This window comes from Paenarthrobacter sp. A20 (assembly GCF_024168825.1).
Classification (GTDB): domain Bacteria; phylum Actinomycetota; class Actinomycetes; order Actinomycetales; family Micrococcaceae; genus Arthrobacter.
Genome location: NZ_JALJWH010000001.1, coordinates 1,758,622 through 1,774,776 on the forward strand (window position 1 = coordinate 1,758,622; position 16,155 = coordinate 1,774,776).

Consider the following 16,155-nt stretch of genomic DNA (forward strand, 5'->3'; position numbering starts at 1 on the left):
AGACCATGACAACCACCACAAGTTTCACCACGCAGGACACCGCGTTCGTCCAGGACTTCCGGACCATGAGCGCCTTCGGTGCCACTGAGAACGGCGGCGTGGACCGCCAGGCCGCAACCATTCCTGACGGTGAACAGCGCCGCTGGCTGGCAGGCCTCCTTGAGCAGCACGGCTTCACCGTGAAGTTCGACCACGCCGGCAACCAGTGGGGCCTCTACGAAGCCGTGCCCGGTGCACCCTTCGTGGTGGTCGGCTCGCACATGGATTCACAGCCGACGGCGGGCCGTTACGACGGCGCCTACGGCGTCCTCGCCGCCGCCCACGCCGCGTTCCGCCTGGCAGCCCGCTGGGAAGCCGGCGCCACGGCACCCAAGTTCAACCTCGCCGTCGTCAACTGGTTCAACGAGGAAGGCAGCCGCTTCAAGCCGTCCATGATGGGCTCGTCCGTCTACACCGGCAAGCTGGAACTTGAAGACGCCCTCAACACCAAGGACGCCGCCGGGGTTACCGTCCGCGATGCCTTGGACGCGATCGGCTGCCGTGGAACCTTTGAAGGGCCGGAGGCGGCCTACTGCGCCGAGATCCACATCGAGCAGGGCCGCAGCATGGAACGCGAAGGCGTCACGATTGGCCTGGTCAGCTCCAACTGGGCTGCGAACAAGTACGAGTTCGTGGTCCACGGCGAGCAGGCGCACACGGGTTCCACGGTGATCGCAGACCGGAAGGACGCGCTGCTCGGCGCCTCGATGCTGGTGGTTGCCGCGCGCGAACTTGCCGATCGCTTCCCCGGCGCCCTCCACACCTCCGTGGGGCAGCTGAACGTGTACCCGAACTCGCCGGTGGTGGTGCCCTCCCGCGTGAACCTGCTGCTAGACCTGCGCAGCGCCGATGAAGCGGTCCTGGCCGAGGCCGACGCCCTGCTGCACGCCCGCATCACGGAGATCGAACGGCTGGCCAATGTCTCGGTGGAGAAGCACCATTCACACTCCTGGGCCGTCACCCCGTACCAGCCGAAGGGCGTTGAGCTCGCGGCGAAGGTGGCCGCCGACCTGGGCCTGTCCAACAAGGAAGTCATGACCCTGGCCGGACACGACTCCACCAACATGAAGGACCTCGTCCCCACCGTGATGCTGTTTGTGCCGAGCGTGGATGGCATCTCCCACAACGAGCACGAATACACCACGGACGAGGACATCGTTGCCGGACTGACCATGCTCACCGAAGTTGTCGGCCGGCTTTGTGATGGGGTGTTGGAGGACTAGCTGCTTTAGGGGGCCGGCGTCTTCTGTGGTGGTGTTCTTTCCACCACGATCGACGCCGGCGCCGCACCGCCCGCGGCATCCGGGTTGGCGACGTACAGGACATCTTCGCTGATTCTGGCCTCTATCTTGGCCGCCCTGAGGCGGTCCAGCAGCGGCTCCAGTCCGCCGTCGTACTCGAATGCGAGGTCACCGTTGGTGCCGTCCGCGCCGTGGATCACCCGCAGGATTCCGCCGTTCTTGGTGGTGAACGTGGCCGATTCGTCGTCCTCGGATGACGGACGGGCACCGATGTTCCGGAGGTCGTTGGCGGCAAGGCCCACAAAGGGACTGACCCAAGTGGCTACCACCGTGAGGGCTGGATCGGCCTCCGTCGACGTTGCCCACGTGCCGTCCAGGGCCCGCCGGGCGGGGAAGGCGAAGAACTCGAACCCGTCCTCAGTGGAGATTCGCACAGTGGTTCCGTCGGGTGACTCGTGGATTTCCGCCTGGGTGCCGGCTTCCTCGGTTCGCCGCGCAAACTCCTCAAGGTTTCCTGCCTCGACCCCAAAGATCGTGGATCCGTCCAGCGGGTGGCCGTGCTCCACGTAGCCCAGCGCGAGGCGACCCGAACCGGCGTCGTATTCCCGCCAATCGCCCTCATCCACGGTGGTGAACAACCCCAGCGCCTGAAGAAGCGTGGCCCACTGCTCGGGGTGGGATGTGTAGTGGGTGGGGCGGGATCGCAACATTGGTCCTCCTGGGGTGGGTCCTGCAGGTACGGTGGCGTCAGCTTCCAGCCTATGCCGCGTGGCCTTGTCAATGGCCGCCTGTTTCACAGCAGAATGAACCCATGGCAATTGAGCTTGAGGAATTACTGGTTACAGACGGTGCCGCTTGGCGTGGCTGGCTTTCGGCACATGCCGCGGACAGTCCCGGAGTGTGGCTGATCCTCCACAAGAAGGGTGGCAACGTCACGGAACTGGACTACGACGCCGCCTTGGATGAGGCCCTGTGCTTTGGTTGGATCGACGGGCAAGCCAGGAGCCGCGACGCCGACAGCTACTTCCAACGCATGACGCCGCGTGGCCGCAAGAGCATTTGGTCCGTAAGGAACGTGGGGCACATCGCCCGGTTGGAATCCGTAGGCAAGATGACCGACGCAGGCCGTGCCGCCGTCGAGGCCGCCAAAGCCGATGGCCGTTGGGAGGCCGCTTATGCCGGACCCGCGGACTCAGTTGTCCCGGACGACCTCGCAGCTGCGATCGCCGAAGTTCCCGAGGCCCAAGCCATGTTCGACGTCCTGACGTCCCAGAACCGCTTTGCCCTCATCCATCGCACCAACGGGGTCAAACGGGCAGAAACCCGGGCGCGCAAGATCGCCGGATTCGTCGAGATGCTTGCCCGGCACGAAGCGCCGTACCCGCAGAAGAAACGTCCGGTGTAGTTGGACTTGCCCGGTCAGGACTCGAAAGGGAACGCCACGCCTTCGCCCACCACACGCAGGCACAATTCCGTGCCCGGCTTGGTGATCGAGGCGTTCCAATGCCGGATGGTAATGATCTCGCCGCCGCCAGGATAGCGGTGGCTGTTGCCGGAGGCGCCACCGTCAGGGGCCTTGTATTCACCCAATTTGATACGAACCGTGGTCTCCGGGCCGAAGTAGTCTGTGTCCACCACAACGCCGCGGATGGGCCCGTCCGATGCAATGCGGATTTGCTCCGGCCTCAGCATGAGTTGGACCTTCCCCTGAGCCGGCGGGCGCCGGACAGGTATTCCGCCCAAGGAGCAGGTAGCCAGCGAGCCCTCCATCCACGCATCGAGAATGACGGCATCGCCCAGGAACTCGGCGGTGGCGCGATCGGCCGGGCGGGTGTAGACCACAAAGGGATTGCCGATCTGAGCCAGCTTTCCGCCGCGCATGATGGCCACTTGGTCTGCGAAGGAAAGCGCTTCTGCTTGGTCATGGGTCACCAGGATGGTGGTCACGCCGGCAGCGTTGAGCACCTTGGCGACGGCCCGGCGCGTGGCCACCCGGAGGCCTGCGTCAAGGGCAGAGAAAGGCTCGTCAAGCAGCATGAGTTCGGGTTCCCTGGCCAGTGCACGGGCCAAAGCGACCCGCTGCTGCTGGCCGCCGGACAACTGGTGGGGTCGGCGCTTGGCCATGGAGGCGTCCAAGGACACCATGTCCAGCAGTTCCTGCACCCGTGACCTCACGGCGCCGCGACCGCCGTCGAGCTTTCCTGGATCCACGCCGAACGCGACGTTCTGTCCTACCGTCAGATGGGGAAAGAGGGCACCGTCCTGGGCGACGTACCCTACCTGCCGCTTGTGGGCAGGTACCCACACGCCGTCACCTGCCACCGGGGCGCCACTGAGCCTGATGGATCCAGTGTCCGGATGCTCAAAGCCCGCGATCAGCCTCAACAACGTGGTCTTGCCGGAACCCGACGGGCCAACGATTGCCGTGGTCCCGCCCTTGGCGACAGAAAGGTTGACGCCCTTCAAGACAGCCTGGGAACCGAAGTTCTTGGTGACCTCCGAGATATCCAAGTGCGCATTCGTGGTGGGCGCCACGGAGGGGGCCACCCGCGGTGACGGAAGCCTGGAAGGGGATTGTTCGGTCACTGTCCGGCTACTTTCTTGGACTGTTGGAAGAGAAGGTACGTCATGGGGGCCGACAACAGAATCATCAACAACGCATACGGTGCGGCACCGGCGTAGTCGATCTCGCTGCTTTTGCTCCAGAACTCCGTGGCCAACGTCCGCGTGCCGTTGGGCGAGAGAAGCAAGGTGGCCGTCAGTTCGTTGACAATGGCAAGGAAGACCAGCGCTGCACCGCCTGCAGCGGCCGGCGCAGTAAGCCGCAACGTCACTTTGAAGAAGGACGCCAAAGGGGTCTTGCCCAAGGACTGCGCGGCCTCATCGAGTTCCTTGGGCGCCTGTGCCAGGCCTGCACGGATATTCACCAAAGCCCGTGGAAGGAACAGCAGGACGTACGCGGCAATCAGGACTCCCGCGGTCTGGTAAACCCCCGGTACGGCCCGGATGCTGACGGTGACGAACGCCAGGCCCACCACGATTCCCGGCAGTGAACTGGTGACATAGTTGGAGAGTTCCAGCATCTTGCTGAACCAGCTGGGGTGCCTGACGGCAAGGTAAGCCATGGGAAATGCCACCACCGTGGTGACGATCGCTCCGGCCGCCCCGTACATGAGGGTCTGAAGGAGCGCCGGGACGAACTCCTCGGCTGCCCACACTTCCGAACCGCCCGCCATGACCCACTTGAGGACAAACCAGAGTGGGAGCCCGAAAGCCAGGACCGTGAGGGCCAGGAGGGCCAACTGCGCAGGCAGCTGGTATCCCCCCAGGGGCAACCGAATGGCCCTCGCTTGCGCGCCGGAGCCGATCCGGGCGTAGCGGGCAGAGCCGCGGCTTTTGACCTCCGCCAGCAGCAGGAGCAGGCACAGGAACACCAACACGCTGGCCAGCATGTTGCCTGCGGTCCCGTTGAAGGTGGACTGGAACTGAACCATGATGGCCGTGGTGAACGTGTCAAAGCGGATCATCGCGAAGGCGCCATACTCGGCCAACAGGTGCAGCGCCACCAGCAGAGCACCGCCGGTCATGGCAATTCGCAGTTGCGGCAACACCACCCGGACGAAGACAGCCCAGGAGCCCAGGCCCAACGACGCTGCGGACTGTTCAATGGCTGGGTCCAGCCGGCCAAGGGTTGCAGCGGCCGGAATGTACACCAACGGGAAGTAGGACAGCGTGGCGATCAGAACCCCGGACCAGAGGCCCTCCAAGGAGGGAACCGCGGACACCCAGGAGTAGCTGTTGACGAACGCCGGAATAGCCAACGGGGCAGCCAGCGCCACGGCCCACCAACGGTGTCCGCGCAGTTGGGTTCGTTCCACCAGCCACGCGCCGCCCACTCCGAGCACCAGGCACAGCGGCACGGTGAACACCATCAGCAAAACGGTGTTCAGCAGGAGCTCGCCTACGCGTGGACGCACAATGAGATCAACGGCCGTGTCCCAGCCCGTCGCGGCCGTCATGTACAGCACGTAGCCCAGTGGAATCAGCGAAAACAGCGCTATCAGCACCGCCAGTAACGACACCGTGGAAACGCCGAAAGGCGGGCGGGGGCGCTTGCCCCGGCCCGCCGTCGTCGTGCTTCCCTCTGAACGTGGAACGTTGGGAGCCGATTGTTCGGTGGTCACAGAGTTACAGGAGTCCTGCCTTGGTCATCAATTCAGTGACCTTGGTGGAGTTCAGCTTGGCGGGGTCCACCGTGGGAGCCTGCAGGTCCTTGATGGGAACAAGCTTCTCGTTGGCATCAACCTGTGAGGCGATGGCGTATTCGAAGGACGTTCCGGTCTTGAGGATCTCCTGCCCGGCCTTGCCCGTGATGAACTTCAGGAACGCCTGCGCGTCGGCCGCCTTCTTGGACGACTTCAGGACGCCGCCACCCGAGACGGAAACGAACGCGCCCGGGTCCTGGTTCTTGAAGTAGAACGGCGTGACGTTCTTGGAATTCTCGCCGGTTTTGGCCTGGTCGCCATAGTAGTAGTAGTGGTAGATCAGTGCCGCGTCCACTTCTCCGGCGTTGACGGCCTTCATGGCAGTGCTGTTGCCCTTGTAGGCCTTGAAGTTCTCCTTCATGCCCTTGAGCCACTCTTCGGTTGCGGCCTCGCCCTTGAGCTCAAGCAGTGCCGAGACAATGGCTTGGAAGTCAGCGCCGGAGGGCGACGCTGCCCACTTTCCCTTCCATTCAGGGTTTGCCAGATCCAGCATTGACTTGGGCAGCTGGTCCTCGCTGATTTTGGTCTTGTCGTACACCAGGACGGTGGAGCGCGCAGCAATTCCGGTCCACTTCCCCGTGGAGGGGCGGAATTCCGCCGGGACCTGGTCGATGGTGGCTTTATCGACGTCGGCGAACAGTCCTGCGTTCTCCACCTGCGCCATTGCAGGGGAGTTCTCGGTGAGGAAGACGTCAGCCGGTGAGGCCGCGCCTTCCTGGACAATCTGGTTGGACATTTCGGTGTCCGAGCCCTGGCGCAGGGTGACCTTGATGCCGGTCTCCTTGGTGAAGGCGTCGATCCATTCCTTGGTCAGGCTCTCATGCTGGGCGTTGTAGACCGTGATGCCATCGCCCGCGGCCGACGAACCGGACGCGTCCGGCGAGGTGGTGGTGGAGCCGCAGGCGGAAAGGCCAAGAGCGGCGGTGGCGAGGAGTGCGATTCCGGCCAGAGCGTTTTTGGGGAGCTTCATGGGGCTACTTTCTGGGAACAGGCATGGAAGTCCACGGCAGTGGTGTCGTGTCCATGCTGGCGGGAAGGTTGGGGTCCGCCGTAAAAAGCGTAGGTTAGCCATACCTTTGTTCAAAAGCCGAAAGAGCTTTAAGTGACAGGGATCACGGTAATTACGGAAGTGTTGCGTATCGTAATTCGTTTTACATACTGGCCGCAGCCTCAAATGTCATCCACGCCTGCAACTGCGTGGAAAGTTCGACGGCGGCACCCGCCGGATACGTCCCGCTCGCCGGCCGCAGGGGATTGGGGGAGAAGATCAATGGCACGCTGCCCTTGCCCCGCATCAGCTCGGGCGCTTCCCTCCGGGTCAGCCAGAAAGCTTCAGCCGTGGCGTGCACCAGGGCCCGGGCAGTCCGCCTTGTGGTTTCCTGTAGGCGGTGGTCCCGCGCGGCCAGCGCCAGATACCTGACGAGGATCCCGGTGAAGAGGCCGCCGTCACCGGTTCCATCGCCGTGGACCACACGAGTCCCGGGGACGGTCAGCTCGCGGGCCACCGACTCAACCAAATGCTCAGCCCGTTCCAGATTTTCCTGGCCGCCAAGTTCCAGTAAGGCACCCAGAATCGGGCCTTGGTTATAGGTATAGATGGCCTCTTCCAGGACGGTTTCACCATTCTTGATCCTCAGCCCATCCTGGTAGACGCCCCGTTCCGCGTGGAAGAGCTTGCTGTTGAGCCAGTTCACCAGGGACTGCGCCCTCTCGCGGTGGTCCGTCCGTGCGAAGTACAGAGCCACCGGAGCTGTGGCCGGCGTGTTCTTGAAGTCCCGTTGGGTGCTCCAAAAGGTTCCACCGCCCAGGTCCTCCGTCGAGGCCGAGTCGAACTGCAGCGTCAGCTTCCTGCGGACATAGGCATTGCGCCGACGGCCCGGGTTCCTGGTCTCCTCCGCCAGCCTTTCGAGCCTCAGGGTGGAGAGGGCCAGCCAGGCCATGTCGTCGTAGAAGTGGTTCTCAAACCTGAACAGGTTCCTCAACCGGATGGTGGTGACCAGTCGTGAAGCGAGCCTGCCCGCACTGGGGCGGGAGTCGCCGTCGAACTTTGTTTGGGTGGACAATTCACGACGACCGGCGTCCACCAAGCAATCGACGTAGTGCGCCTGCCACCAATAGTGCCAAGGGCCGAAGACGCTGCGGGCGGCTTTCGCGGGAATACTCACCGCACCTAAGTGGGTGCCGGGCAGGAAAAGAAGGCGCCGGCCGAAATTGCGGGTCACTGAGCGGGCCGCGTGGTCGGCGCGTTCTGCCCACTCTGTTCGCTCCGTGAAGGGGAGCGGCTGCTCGGCAGGGGAGGAATCGGCTGGCATGTCCCCAGCCTACCGAGGGTGCGCTGGCTCACAATTCCAGTTAACATGCATTAACGGATTTGAGTTCTGCATCAAGGAGGATGGATGGACATCAAGGGCACGGTCGCGCTGATCACAGGCGGCGCATCAGGGTTGGGGGCCGCTACCGCAAAGCGTTTGTTCGACGCGGGGGCTTCGGTGGTCCTTGTGGATCTGCCGCAGTCGGCGGGGGACGCTTACGCGGCGGAACTGAACACGGGCAGCCCACACAGCCCATCGGCTCCGAGGGCCGTTTTTGTCCCCGCCGACGTCACCAACGAGGCCCAGGTACAGGCCGCCGTCGACGCCGCAGTTGCACTTGGGCCGCTCCGCATCGTCGTCAACTGTGCCGGCATCGCCACCCCGGGCAAAGTCCTGGGCCGTGACGGCGTGCTGCCCCTGGAAAACTTCAACAAGGTCATCCAGATCAACCTTGTGGGCACGTTCAACGTGATCCGCCTCGCCGCCGCAGCCATGGTGGAAACCGAGCCGGTTGCCACTGAACTTGGCGGGCCCGAGCGCGGCGTTGTCATCAACACCGCGTCCGTCGCCGCATTCGAAGGCCAGATCGGGCAGCCTGCCTACGCAGCATCGAAAGGTGCCGTAGCGGCCATGACCCTGCCGCTGGCGCGCGAGTTTGCCCGTTCGCTGATCCGGGTGGCCACCATCGCGCCCGGCATCTTCGAAACGCCCATGATGGCTGGTCTTCCGCAAGCCGCCCAGGATTCCCTGGGCCAGCAGGTGCCACATCCCGCCCGCCTCGGCCGCGCGGCGGAGTACGCCAACCTGGCCGCCCATATCGTGGAGAACGCCATGCTCAACGGGGAGACCATCCGGCTGGACGGCGCCATCCGCATGGGGCTCAAATGATGGGCGACTACAGCGGCGGTTCAGTGTCCCCTGGCTCGGCGGGCGCCGTTCCGCCATCCGTGGCGGACCTGCCCACTGCCGACTTCTTCGACTTCGAGTCTCTGCTGAGCGTCCAGGAACAGCGGAAACTCAACGAACTCCGGGCCTTCCTCGCCTCGGAGATAGCCCCTTATGCCGGGCAATGGTGGGAAAAAGCCGAGTTCCCGGAGCACATCCTGCCCAAGCTCGCAGCCCTGCGGCTCAGTGCTCCGGCACAGCGTGGATATACGCACCTTTTCGCCGGCCTGGTCATCGCCGAGATGACACGCGTTGATACTTCAATTGCCACGTTCTTCATGGTCCATCACGATCTCTTCGTGGAGTCACTGTACGACTTCGGCAGCGACTCCCAACAGGACCGCTACCTCGACGACGCGTCCAACCTCCGCACCACCGGAGCCTTCGCGCTGACCGAACCGGACCATGGGTCCGATGTTGCCGGAGGTATGGAAACCACCGCCCAACGCGTTGAGCGGGCAGACCACGACGGCGGTGACTACTGGGTGATCAACGGCGCCAAACGCTGGATCGGCAACGGGACGTTCTGCGACTACATGCTGGTGTGGGCCAAGGACGAGGCGGACGGCGCCGTGCGCGCGTTCATCGTTGACGCCTCCCTGCCGGGCATCACCCGGAGCCGCATCGAGAACAAGATCGCCCTGCGGACCGTGCAGAACGCCGACATCGTTTTCGTGGATGTCGAAGTAGCTGAGGCAGATCGCTTCGCAGGCATCAGCAGCTTTGCCGACACCAACCACCTGCTGCGCGGATCCCGGATCATGGTCGCCTGGCAGGCCGTCGGCCAGCAACTGGCAGCGTTCGACGTAGCCCGGCAGTACGCCGTGGAACGGATGCAGTTCGGCAGGCCGCTCGCCAAATTCCAGCTCATCCAGCAACACTTGGTGGACATGTTGGGAAACTCCGTAGCCAGCATGGGGATGATGGTCAGGATCGCGCAATTGCAGGAAGACATCTACACCGACGCCCAAGGTGTGCGGCACGGCGGCGCAGACATGGCACAAGTGGCGCTCGCGAAAGCATACTGCAGTGCCCGGATGCGGGAGACGGTAGCCCTGGGGCGGTCCATTCTTGGCGGCAACGGAATCGTCACCGACTACCGGATCGCCAAGATCTTTGCTGACGCCGAGGCCATCTTCACGTACGAGGGCTCGTACGAAATCAACTCGCTCATCGTTGGCCGCGCTGTGACGGGAGTTTCGGCGATCGCCTAGTCCTGCTGGGGGAGCTTCTCGCCCGCTTCCACCCGCACGTCTATCGAATTGCCACGGACAGGCATGGGGCACGTTCCGTAGGGCGTGAAAGCGCTGGGGTAATTGATACTGCGGTTGAAATCGATCACCACGGAGCCATCGGGACGGGGGCGGGGGATGAATACCTTGCGCCACTCATCCGTGGTGTCTCCGTTGGTTTCATCGTGGAAGGTCACATTGAGGGCCCCCAGCTTCTCCTCTTCGGCGTGAAGACGGATCTCGTGCGGGACGCCCGGTACCCGGAAAACCACCTCGCCCACTGAGCGATGGACCCCGTCCACCAACGGGTTGGCTGTGCCGATGGGTACGTCCTGGGGCTCGGCATAGGCTTCGAAGCGGCCTCCGACAATCCAATCAGGGTTGAAATCGTACGCCGGTACGCCGCTGAACTCCGTCAGTACGGGAGAGCCATTGTCACGGGTGCGAACAGCGTACTTATCCGCACGCATGGCGAGTTCCACCACCACCTGCTTGCCATTGGGGCCGCCGTATTGGACCCACATCAGCGACTCTTCGTCTTCCAGCACGGCAGTGACCGTTCCTTCGACCTTCTCTCCAGTCTCAACGAAAGTGAGCCCGTCAGCCGCGCTCGCTGAAAGAGATGCTGTGGTGCCGTCGGTGGACCAGAGACCGGGAACGAGTTCCAGTTCGGAGGGTGCAGCCTCAAGCCATTGGAACGACGTCAGGGTCAACCAACCATGTTCGGTGGAGAGCGCTTCCTTTCGACCGGTGCGGAACCGTTGCCAACGGGCCAGCTGGGGGTCGGTTGCGGTGGTGGGCGAGCTCATGGGTCTCCTCGGCTGTGTTCACGTCAGTTCGCGGTGGTTGCACTTCCCTCAACTATGCGCCGGGCGTCGCCATTCCCGGAATCCATGGGCAGCGACAACGGGTGTCACCACCACATTGGAACGGCCCGCGCTGGCCCCCAACTCATGCCAGCGCGAGCCGAGATTTCTGGACTGCATCGATGGGCCTAGTACCACGTACCCGGCCCATCGCTGCTGTCTTGCTCCTTCGTGGAGCTCCCTCGACGGTCTTCTCGCCCTACCGCGGGCTCCTACGATCGCCTGCTAGTGCGACCGCCGCCGGGACCACCTGGCACCTGCGAAGGCGAGCACGGAACCCACAGCCAGCAGGGCTGCCGCAACAAACACGAATGCTGCTCCTTGGGTGCCGGTATTGGCGAGTTGCTCAGAGGCGTCCTCTCGGGCAGGTTCGGACGGTTCCATCGTCGGCGGCACAGCAACCGGGCTTGTGGTGTTCGAGGTCGGGGCCGGTGTGGCGGTGGTTGTGGTGGGGCTGGGTGTGGGGGTTGGCGTGGGGGTGGTTGTGGTGGGGCTGGGTGTGGGGGTTGGCGTGGGGGTGGTTGTGGTGGGGCTGGGTGTGGGGGTTGGCGTGGGGGTGGTTGTGGTGGGGCTGGGTGTGGGGGTTGGCGTGGGGGTGGTTGTGGTGGGGCTGGGTGTGGGGGTCGGCGTGGCGGTACCATCGCCCGTTCCACTTCCGCTGCTTCGACGGGTTTGCGCCACGACCGGAGTTTCCTGGCCCGAAATGATGACCGTTCCGTTGTTTTCGTAGGAAGCCAAGGACGCATCGGTCACCTTCGTTACGACGAAGAGTTCCACGTGCTCGCCTTCGGGAAGTCCCGTCCAGGTGACCGTCAGTTCATGGGGGCTGCATTCGATGCTCGCCGGGTACTCGTCATCGTCATAGGGAGTGACAATGTTGCCGGCATTTCCCATATTTTGGCCGACCCGGGGCGTCACCCGGCTGCAGTCGATTTCCATGCCGCTCGCCGGAGTATCGGTAATCACAACATCGTTCGTCTCAGAGGACATGGGAGGCATAGAGAAGACTGATTCAAGTTCCGTCTGGCCAGGGTCCGACCACCACATGGACTTACCCACGGATGTCGGCATTCCCGGGACGCAGTCCGAAGGGCAGGGCTCAATAACCACGGGTACGCGGACCACGCTGGAGCCCACGGTGAACGTCAACTCTTGAGTTTCACCGTTCGCCGGTTTCGCCGAGTACTGGGTGGTGAAGGAACAGGTTCCCCCCACGTCAAGGGGATGTGTGCCGACAAAATCCGTGAGGGTAAAGACAACCAGGCCGGCGTCGTTGGCCACGGCCGTGGCAACGGTGTCGCCCGCCGAGTTATCCAGATCGAAGGAAGAGGCACCGAACCATCGCAGCTCCGACGGGAGCTGGATGCTGAAGGTGTCACCGGGCTGCGAGTTGTCCGGCACGGACCATGCGCATGTCAGATCTACTTGGTCCCATTGACTGGAAACAACTGATTCCGTACTTAGGGTGATTTCCGCGTCCGCCAGCTCTGCAGCGTGGGCTGGAAGTGCCGACATGCTGAGCCCCAGAACGGCCATGACAGCCGCTAAAAGCGCGGCCACCAATGACACGGTTTTTAGATGGATCTGATTTTTCATGAGCAGGGTGGTCCTTAGAATCCGTGGTGGAATGTTCCGTCACAGGATGAGTGTTCGGGCCAGTTGGTTCGTGACGGCGTGAAAAGGCGACCGCCTATTTCGATTCGAAGGCAGAGTCCTGCGCCGCTGCCGTGGTGGCCGGTGCGATCGAGGTCAGGGGATAAAACTTCATGTGCGCAGGGCTCAGTGCGCCATCGCCCAGAGCTTCCAAGGCAGCCCTGCACTCCGACAGCCGGCAGAGATTGCTTTCGCTGAAAGGGAAGAGAACGTGCACGGCGGAGTTTTGATACATGGCCATGGCTCCGGTCCCATGCAGATGCCCGGTGACCTCTTCCCCGAGCCGGGCAAGCAGTGTCCAGCGATGGCTCCGGCTGTCCCGGGGCCGTGCGACGGAGATGATGGCCATGACGTGCGCAGCCGGGCATCCCGGGCCGGATCCCAACGCTGAGACCTCGTGGATCCGTCGCTGGAAGTGGGCTTGGGTTGCCAGTCCTGTGTAGACATCGGTACACGAGATGGGAGGCGCGTTGTCGGCAACTTCGGCCCAACCCTCCGCCAACGATTGAAGCGCATCGACGTCGAGGGTCTGTTCTGCCGCCGCGAACAGGGCCCGGAAGTCAGTCATGGTTTCACTGATGCTGACCCCGTTCCTCGCACGGGCGGCACCCAGTGATTTGGCCGTGGGAGCTGGAACCAGTGCGTTCGTGGCGAGCGAAGTTACGACGGTACGGACTTCGGGCAGGAACCAATCCGCACGGAATCGCCAACCTGTCTGGTAGCTGGTGGTCTGCCATCTACGCAGCAAAAGGTGCCGCGAGAACGTGCACTCTGCGAATGATTTTGTCCGGAACGATGTCATATCCGAACAGTGCGGGCGAAAGCCGTTTCGTGACGAAACAGCACCGAGATTCATTGCTAAAGACCTTGTATAAACCGCGTCACGACTTGCCTCCTGCCACCACTCCTATATATGGGCAGGATTATTTACGGTTTGGGGGTGCCTTAGATGGCACACAGGTCACAATCGGGCAGCAACGTGGGCGTGGACGTCGAAAGCGACGGTCACCTCATTGAGTTGGTCCGCGGCGGAGAGGTGTCCGCCTTCAATGGACTCTATGAGCGCCACGTCTCCATTGCCTCCACGGTGGCAAGACGGAACGTGGACAACCCCAGCGACGTCGAGGATGTTGTGGCTGAGGCTTTTCAGTCCGTGTTGCAAAGCCTCGTGGCGGGGAAAGGGCCGGACACGTTCTTTCGGGCGTACCTGCTGTCCACGGTGACAAGGTTGTCCCACCAGCGGAATCGAAAGGCGGGCAAGGTCCTGCCAAGCGGGGACGATTCTGTTCTGGACCAAACTTTGACCGATTCGGATGCAGCCGTCAACGCTTTCGAATCCCATGCGGTAGCCAAAGCGTTCAGGGCATTGCCGGAACGTTGGCAGGCGGTGCTCTGGTATCTGGACGTGGAGCGGATGAAGCCGGCGGTTGTGGCACCCATTTTGGGGCTGTCCGCCAATGCAGTTTCAGCCCTTGCTCTTCGCGCACGCGAGGGTTTACGACGCGAATACCTTCAGAGCCACATTGCGAACCAACCCGATAGCGGATGCGTCGAGTACGTATCCAAACTCGGCACCTTCCTTCGGGGCGGTCTCTCCAGTGCAGCGGAGCGCAAAGTCCGTAATCACCTCCACGGCTGCTCCAAGTGCACCGCCGCGCTCTCTGAACTAAAGGACGTTCAGGGAAGCATGAGGGCAGTGGTGCTCCCTTTGGTGACAGGCATACCTCTCGCAGCTTGGGCCGGCAAAGGTGCCGGGCTCGGAGTCCTGGGCGGAGTAGTGCCAGTGAAGGCTGCCTTGGTGGTCCCTACCTTGGCGCAGCCAGCCGTTATGGCCATCATCGCAGCGGCGGGGGTTGGCCTGGTCCTGGGCGCCGTGGGCATAGTGGACCAACTGACTCCCGACGCCTATATGGACCAGCGGGCCGTGGAGACCGTCGCCACGCAATTGCCACAGAACCCCGGGACCTTGACGCCGACGCCGACCCCGACACCATCGAGTCCGCCGGCCGAGGCACCGGCTACGCCGCCACCGGTCGCGGCTGCACCCCCCACGCCGTTGCCGGAGCCTTCCCAGGGGCCGGCGCAAACCCCTGATCCCCTTCCTTCGCCGGTTACTACTGCAGCCCCCACGCCCACGGCTGTTCCGTCGACGCCCGCCCCGACGGATATTTCCGGCTCGGTGCGGCGGGACCGGGACGGCCGCTCCAGTGGTACACCTTTGGAAATCGACTTCAAGGTCGCCGGCACCCGACCCTTGAGCAGCGGCAAGGCTGTGTTCTCAGTGAGTCAGAATGCCTGGCTCGTGGAGGACTCGGTTCGAGCCCCGGACGGATGGACCTGCGCCATGGAAAGCAGCAGCGTGCTTAGTTGCACCACTGAGTCAGTACAGCGTGATGACCTTCACTTCCACATCGAGGCTGGTCACAAGCGCAGTCGCGACGACCAGGTTCTGACCTACACCCTGAGCGGTCCCGGGATCGCTTCCAACGATTTTTCTTACAACTTCTGATGTCGATTCCCCGAACCGGACTGCGTCATGAAGTTCCGGGTGAGAGCACTCATCCATCAGTTGGGCCCGAAAGCGGGTGATACGAACCATCCATCAAGGGGAAAAATGAACTCGCCGACAGGCACCGCTACGGTGCATCCTTGGATCCCCGCCACTGCCAAAGGCACCTTCTGATGGCACGCGTGCTGGTGACGGGCATTTGCGGCCCTGCCGGGTCATCGCTGGCCCGCCAGCTCAAGTCCAGAGGGCATTGGGTGCTTGGAGCGGACGCACAGCGTGCCCGCCCCAGTGGGGTTGACGCCGCGGCCGTTGTTTCGCCGCCCCAAGCCCCGGGATATCTATGGGAACTGCGGGGGCTGGTGGCGAATTACGGCATTGAAATCCTCATTCCCACCATCAGCGAAGAACTGGTGCTGATGTCCGAGGCACGCAACGATTTCGCGCCGGGAGTTGAAGTCCTCATCGCTGATCCGGCATCAGTCCGGACGGCAAATGACAGGTACCTCACCATGACCTGCCTTGGCAGCGCCGGAGTCGGGGTTCCCGGATTCGGCCTACCGAGCGCCTTCGGATCCGTGCAGGATGCCATGGACAAATTGGGCGGCCCGTTGGTGGTGAAGCCCCGTGTTTCCCTCGACGGACGCAATGTCCGGCTTCTGGAAAGAACGTCCGACGGCGGCGCCCGCGCGGAGGGAATCTGGGCTGGCTTGGATGATACGTGGCTTGTGCAGCGCGTCGCCCCAGGCACCGAATATGCTGTCGTGGTCCATCGCTGCGGATTGCTCGCTGATCCCGATGATCTGCTCGTGGGTTTGGAGAAAGAACCACCCCCAGCAGCATGGCCAGGGGGTTTCGCCAGAGTCCGGAAGGTGGAGACGAACGCAGAGCCGGATGTCGCCCGCTTGGCAGCGTCCGCGGCTGCCGCCTTGGGTCTGACCGGGGCCTTGGCCGTGGATGTCAGGCGCATGCGGGACGGCCGGCCAGTGGTGTTGGAGATCGAGGCACGGTTCAGCGCGTACAGTGCTTTCGTCCCGCAGCTCTTGGACAACGTCCTGATGCGGTGCTCTCAGGGCCTCCTTTCGAACTGATCACG

At 63.2% G+C, this 16,155-nt stretch carries 14 protein-coding genes; 6 read left to right on the plus strand and 8 right to left on the minus strand.

Annotation, left to right across the window (positions count from 1 at the left end):
- Window positions 1–5: 5 nt before the first annotated feature.
- A complete protein-coding gene (locus J3D46_RS08480; RefSeq protein WP_253466399.1) occupies window positions 6–1,262 on the plus strand; it encodes a M20 family metallo-hydrolase in 1,257 nt (418 codons plus the stop codon).
- Between the two features lie 5 nt (window positions 1,263–1,267).
- On the opposite strand, the gene J3D46_RS08485 is transcribed toward J3D46_RS08480, so the two are convergent.
- The gene (locus J3D46_RS08485) at window positions 1,268–1,990 is read right to left on the minus strand and encodes a hypothetical protein (RefSeq protein WP_231340597.1); all 723 of its coding nucleotides are present in this window, start codon (window positions 1,988–1,990) and stop codon (window positions 1,268–1,270) included.
- Between the two features lie 101 nt (window positions 1,991–2,091).
- Here J3D46_RS08485 and J3D46_RS08490 point away from each other — a divergent pair, with 101 nt between their 5' ends.
- Window positions 2,092–2,685 carry a YdeI family protein gene (locus J3D46_RS08490; protein WP_231340596.1) on the plus strand — a complete coding sequence of 198 codons (594 nt, stop codon included), beginning with the start codon at window positions 2,092–2,094 and terminating at the stop codon, window positions 2,683–2,685.
- Between the two features lie 14 nt (window positions 2,686–2,699).
- Here J3D46_RS08490 and J3D46_RS08495 read toward each other — a convergent pair whose 3' ends face one another.
- The 4 genes from J3D46_RS08495 to J3D46_RS08510 all read right to left on the minus strand — a co-directional run bounded on the left by J3D46_RS08495 (window position 2,700) and on the right by J3D46_RS08510 (window position 7,857).
- Window positions 2,700–3,866, minus strand: coding sequence for an ABC transporter ATP-binding protein (locus tag J3D46_RS08495; protein ID WP_231340595.1), 1,167 nt, complete (start codon window positions 3,864–3,866; stop codon window positions 2,700–2,702).
- On the minus strand, window positions 3,863–5,464 hold the full coding sequence (locus J3D46_RS08500) for an iron ABC transporter permease (RefSeq protein ID WP_231340594.1): 1,602 nt from the start codon (window positions 5,462–5,464) through the stop codon (window positions 3,863–3,865). Before J3D46_RS08500 ends, J3D46_RS08495 begins: the two co-directional genes overlap by 4 nt.
- Window positions 5,465–5,468: 4 nt before the next feature.
- Window positions 5,469–6,515 (minus strand): iron ABC transporter substrate-binding protein, encoded by a 1,047-nt coding sequence (locus tag J3D46_RS08505; RefSeq protein WP_231340593.1) that lies wholly within the window; start codon window positions 6,513–6,515, stop codon window positions 5,469–5,471.
- 181 nt (window positions 6,516–6,696) lie between these two features.
- On the minus strand, window positions 6,697–7,857 hold the full coding sequence (locus J3D46_RS08510) for a glycoside hydrolase family 76 protein (protein ID WP_253466402.1): 1,161 nt from the start codon (window positions 7,855–7,857) through the stop codon (window positions 6,697–6,699).
- Between the two features lie 84 nt (window positions 7,858–7,941).
- On the opposite strand from J3D46_RS08510, the gene J3D46_RS08515 reads away from it, so the two are divergent.
- The gene (locus tag J3D46_RS08515; protein ID WP_253466405.1) at window positions 7,942–8,745 is read left to right on the plus strand and encodes an SDR family NAD(P)-dependent oxidoreductase; all 804 of its coding nucleotides are present in this window, start codon (window positions 7,942–7,944) and stop codon (window positions 8,743–8,745) included.
- Window positions 8,745–10,016, plus strand: coding sequence for an acyl-CoA dehydrogenase family protein (locus J3D46_RS08520; RefSeq protein ID WP_253469178.1), 1,272 nt, complete (start codon window positions 8,745–8,747; stop codon window positions 10,014–10,016). The genes J3D46_RS08515 and J3D46_RS08520 overlap by 1 nt, the downstream gene beginning before the upstream one ends.
- Here the strand turns inward: J3D46_RS08520 and J3D46_RS08525 are convergent.
- The 3 genes from J3D46_RS08525 to J3D46_RS08535 form a co-directional block, all read right to left on the minus strand.
- Complete coding sequence (locus J3D46_RS08525) at window positions 10,013–10,843, minus strand: DUF1684 domain-containing protein (RefSeq protein ID WP_231340590.1); 831 nt, start codon at window positions 10,841–10,843, stop codon at window positions 10,013–10,015. The two genes, J3D46_RS08520 and J3D46_RS08525, sit on opposite strands and share 4 nt — an antisense overlap.
- A 282-nt stretch (window positions 10,844–11,125) precedes the next feature.
- Window positions 11,126–12,496 carry an Ig-like domain-containing protein gene (locus tag J3D46_RS08530; protein WP_253466408.1) on the minus strand — a complete coding sequence of 457 codons (1,371 nt, stop codon included), beginning with the start codon at window positions 12,494–12,496 and terminating at the stop codon, window positions 11,126–11,128.
- A gap of 94 nt (window positions 12,497–12,590) precedes the next feature.
- On the minus strand, window positions 12,591–13,355 hold the full coding sequence (locus tag J3D46_RS08535; protein WP_231341255.1) for a hypothetical protein: 765 nt from the start codon (window positions 13,353–13,355) through the stop codon (window positions 12,591–12,593).
- A gap of 147 nt (window positions 13,356–13,502) precedes the next feature.
- Here J3D46_RS08535 and J3D46_RS08540 point away from each other — a divergent pair, with 147 nt between their 5' ends.
- Both J3D46_RS08540 and J3D46_RS08545 read left to right on the plus strand, forming a co-directional pair.
- Window positions 13,503–15,062, plus strand: coding sequence for a sigma-70 family RNA polymerase sigma factor (locus J3D46_RS08540; RefSeq protein WP_231341256.1), 1,560 nt, complete (start codon window positions 13,503–13,505; stop codon window positions 15,060–15,062).
- 173 nt (window positions 15,063–15,235) lie between these two features.
- The gene (locus J3D46_RS08545) at window positions 15,236–16,150 is read left to right on the plus strand and encodes an ATP-grasp domain-containing protein (RefSeq protein ID WP_231341257.1); all 915 of its coding nucleotides are present in this window, start codon (window positions 15,236–15,238) and stop codon (window positions 16,148–16,150) included.
- The last annotated feature ends 5 nt before the right edge of the window (window positions 16,151–16,155 follow it).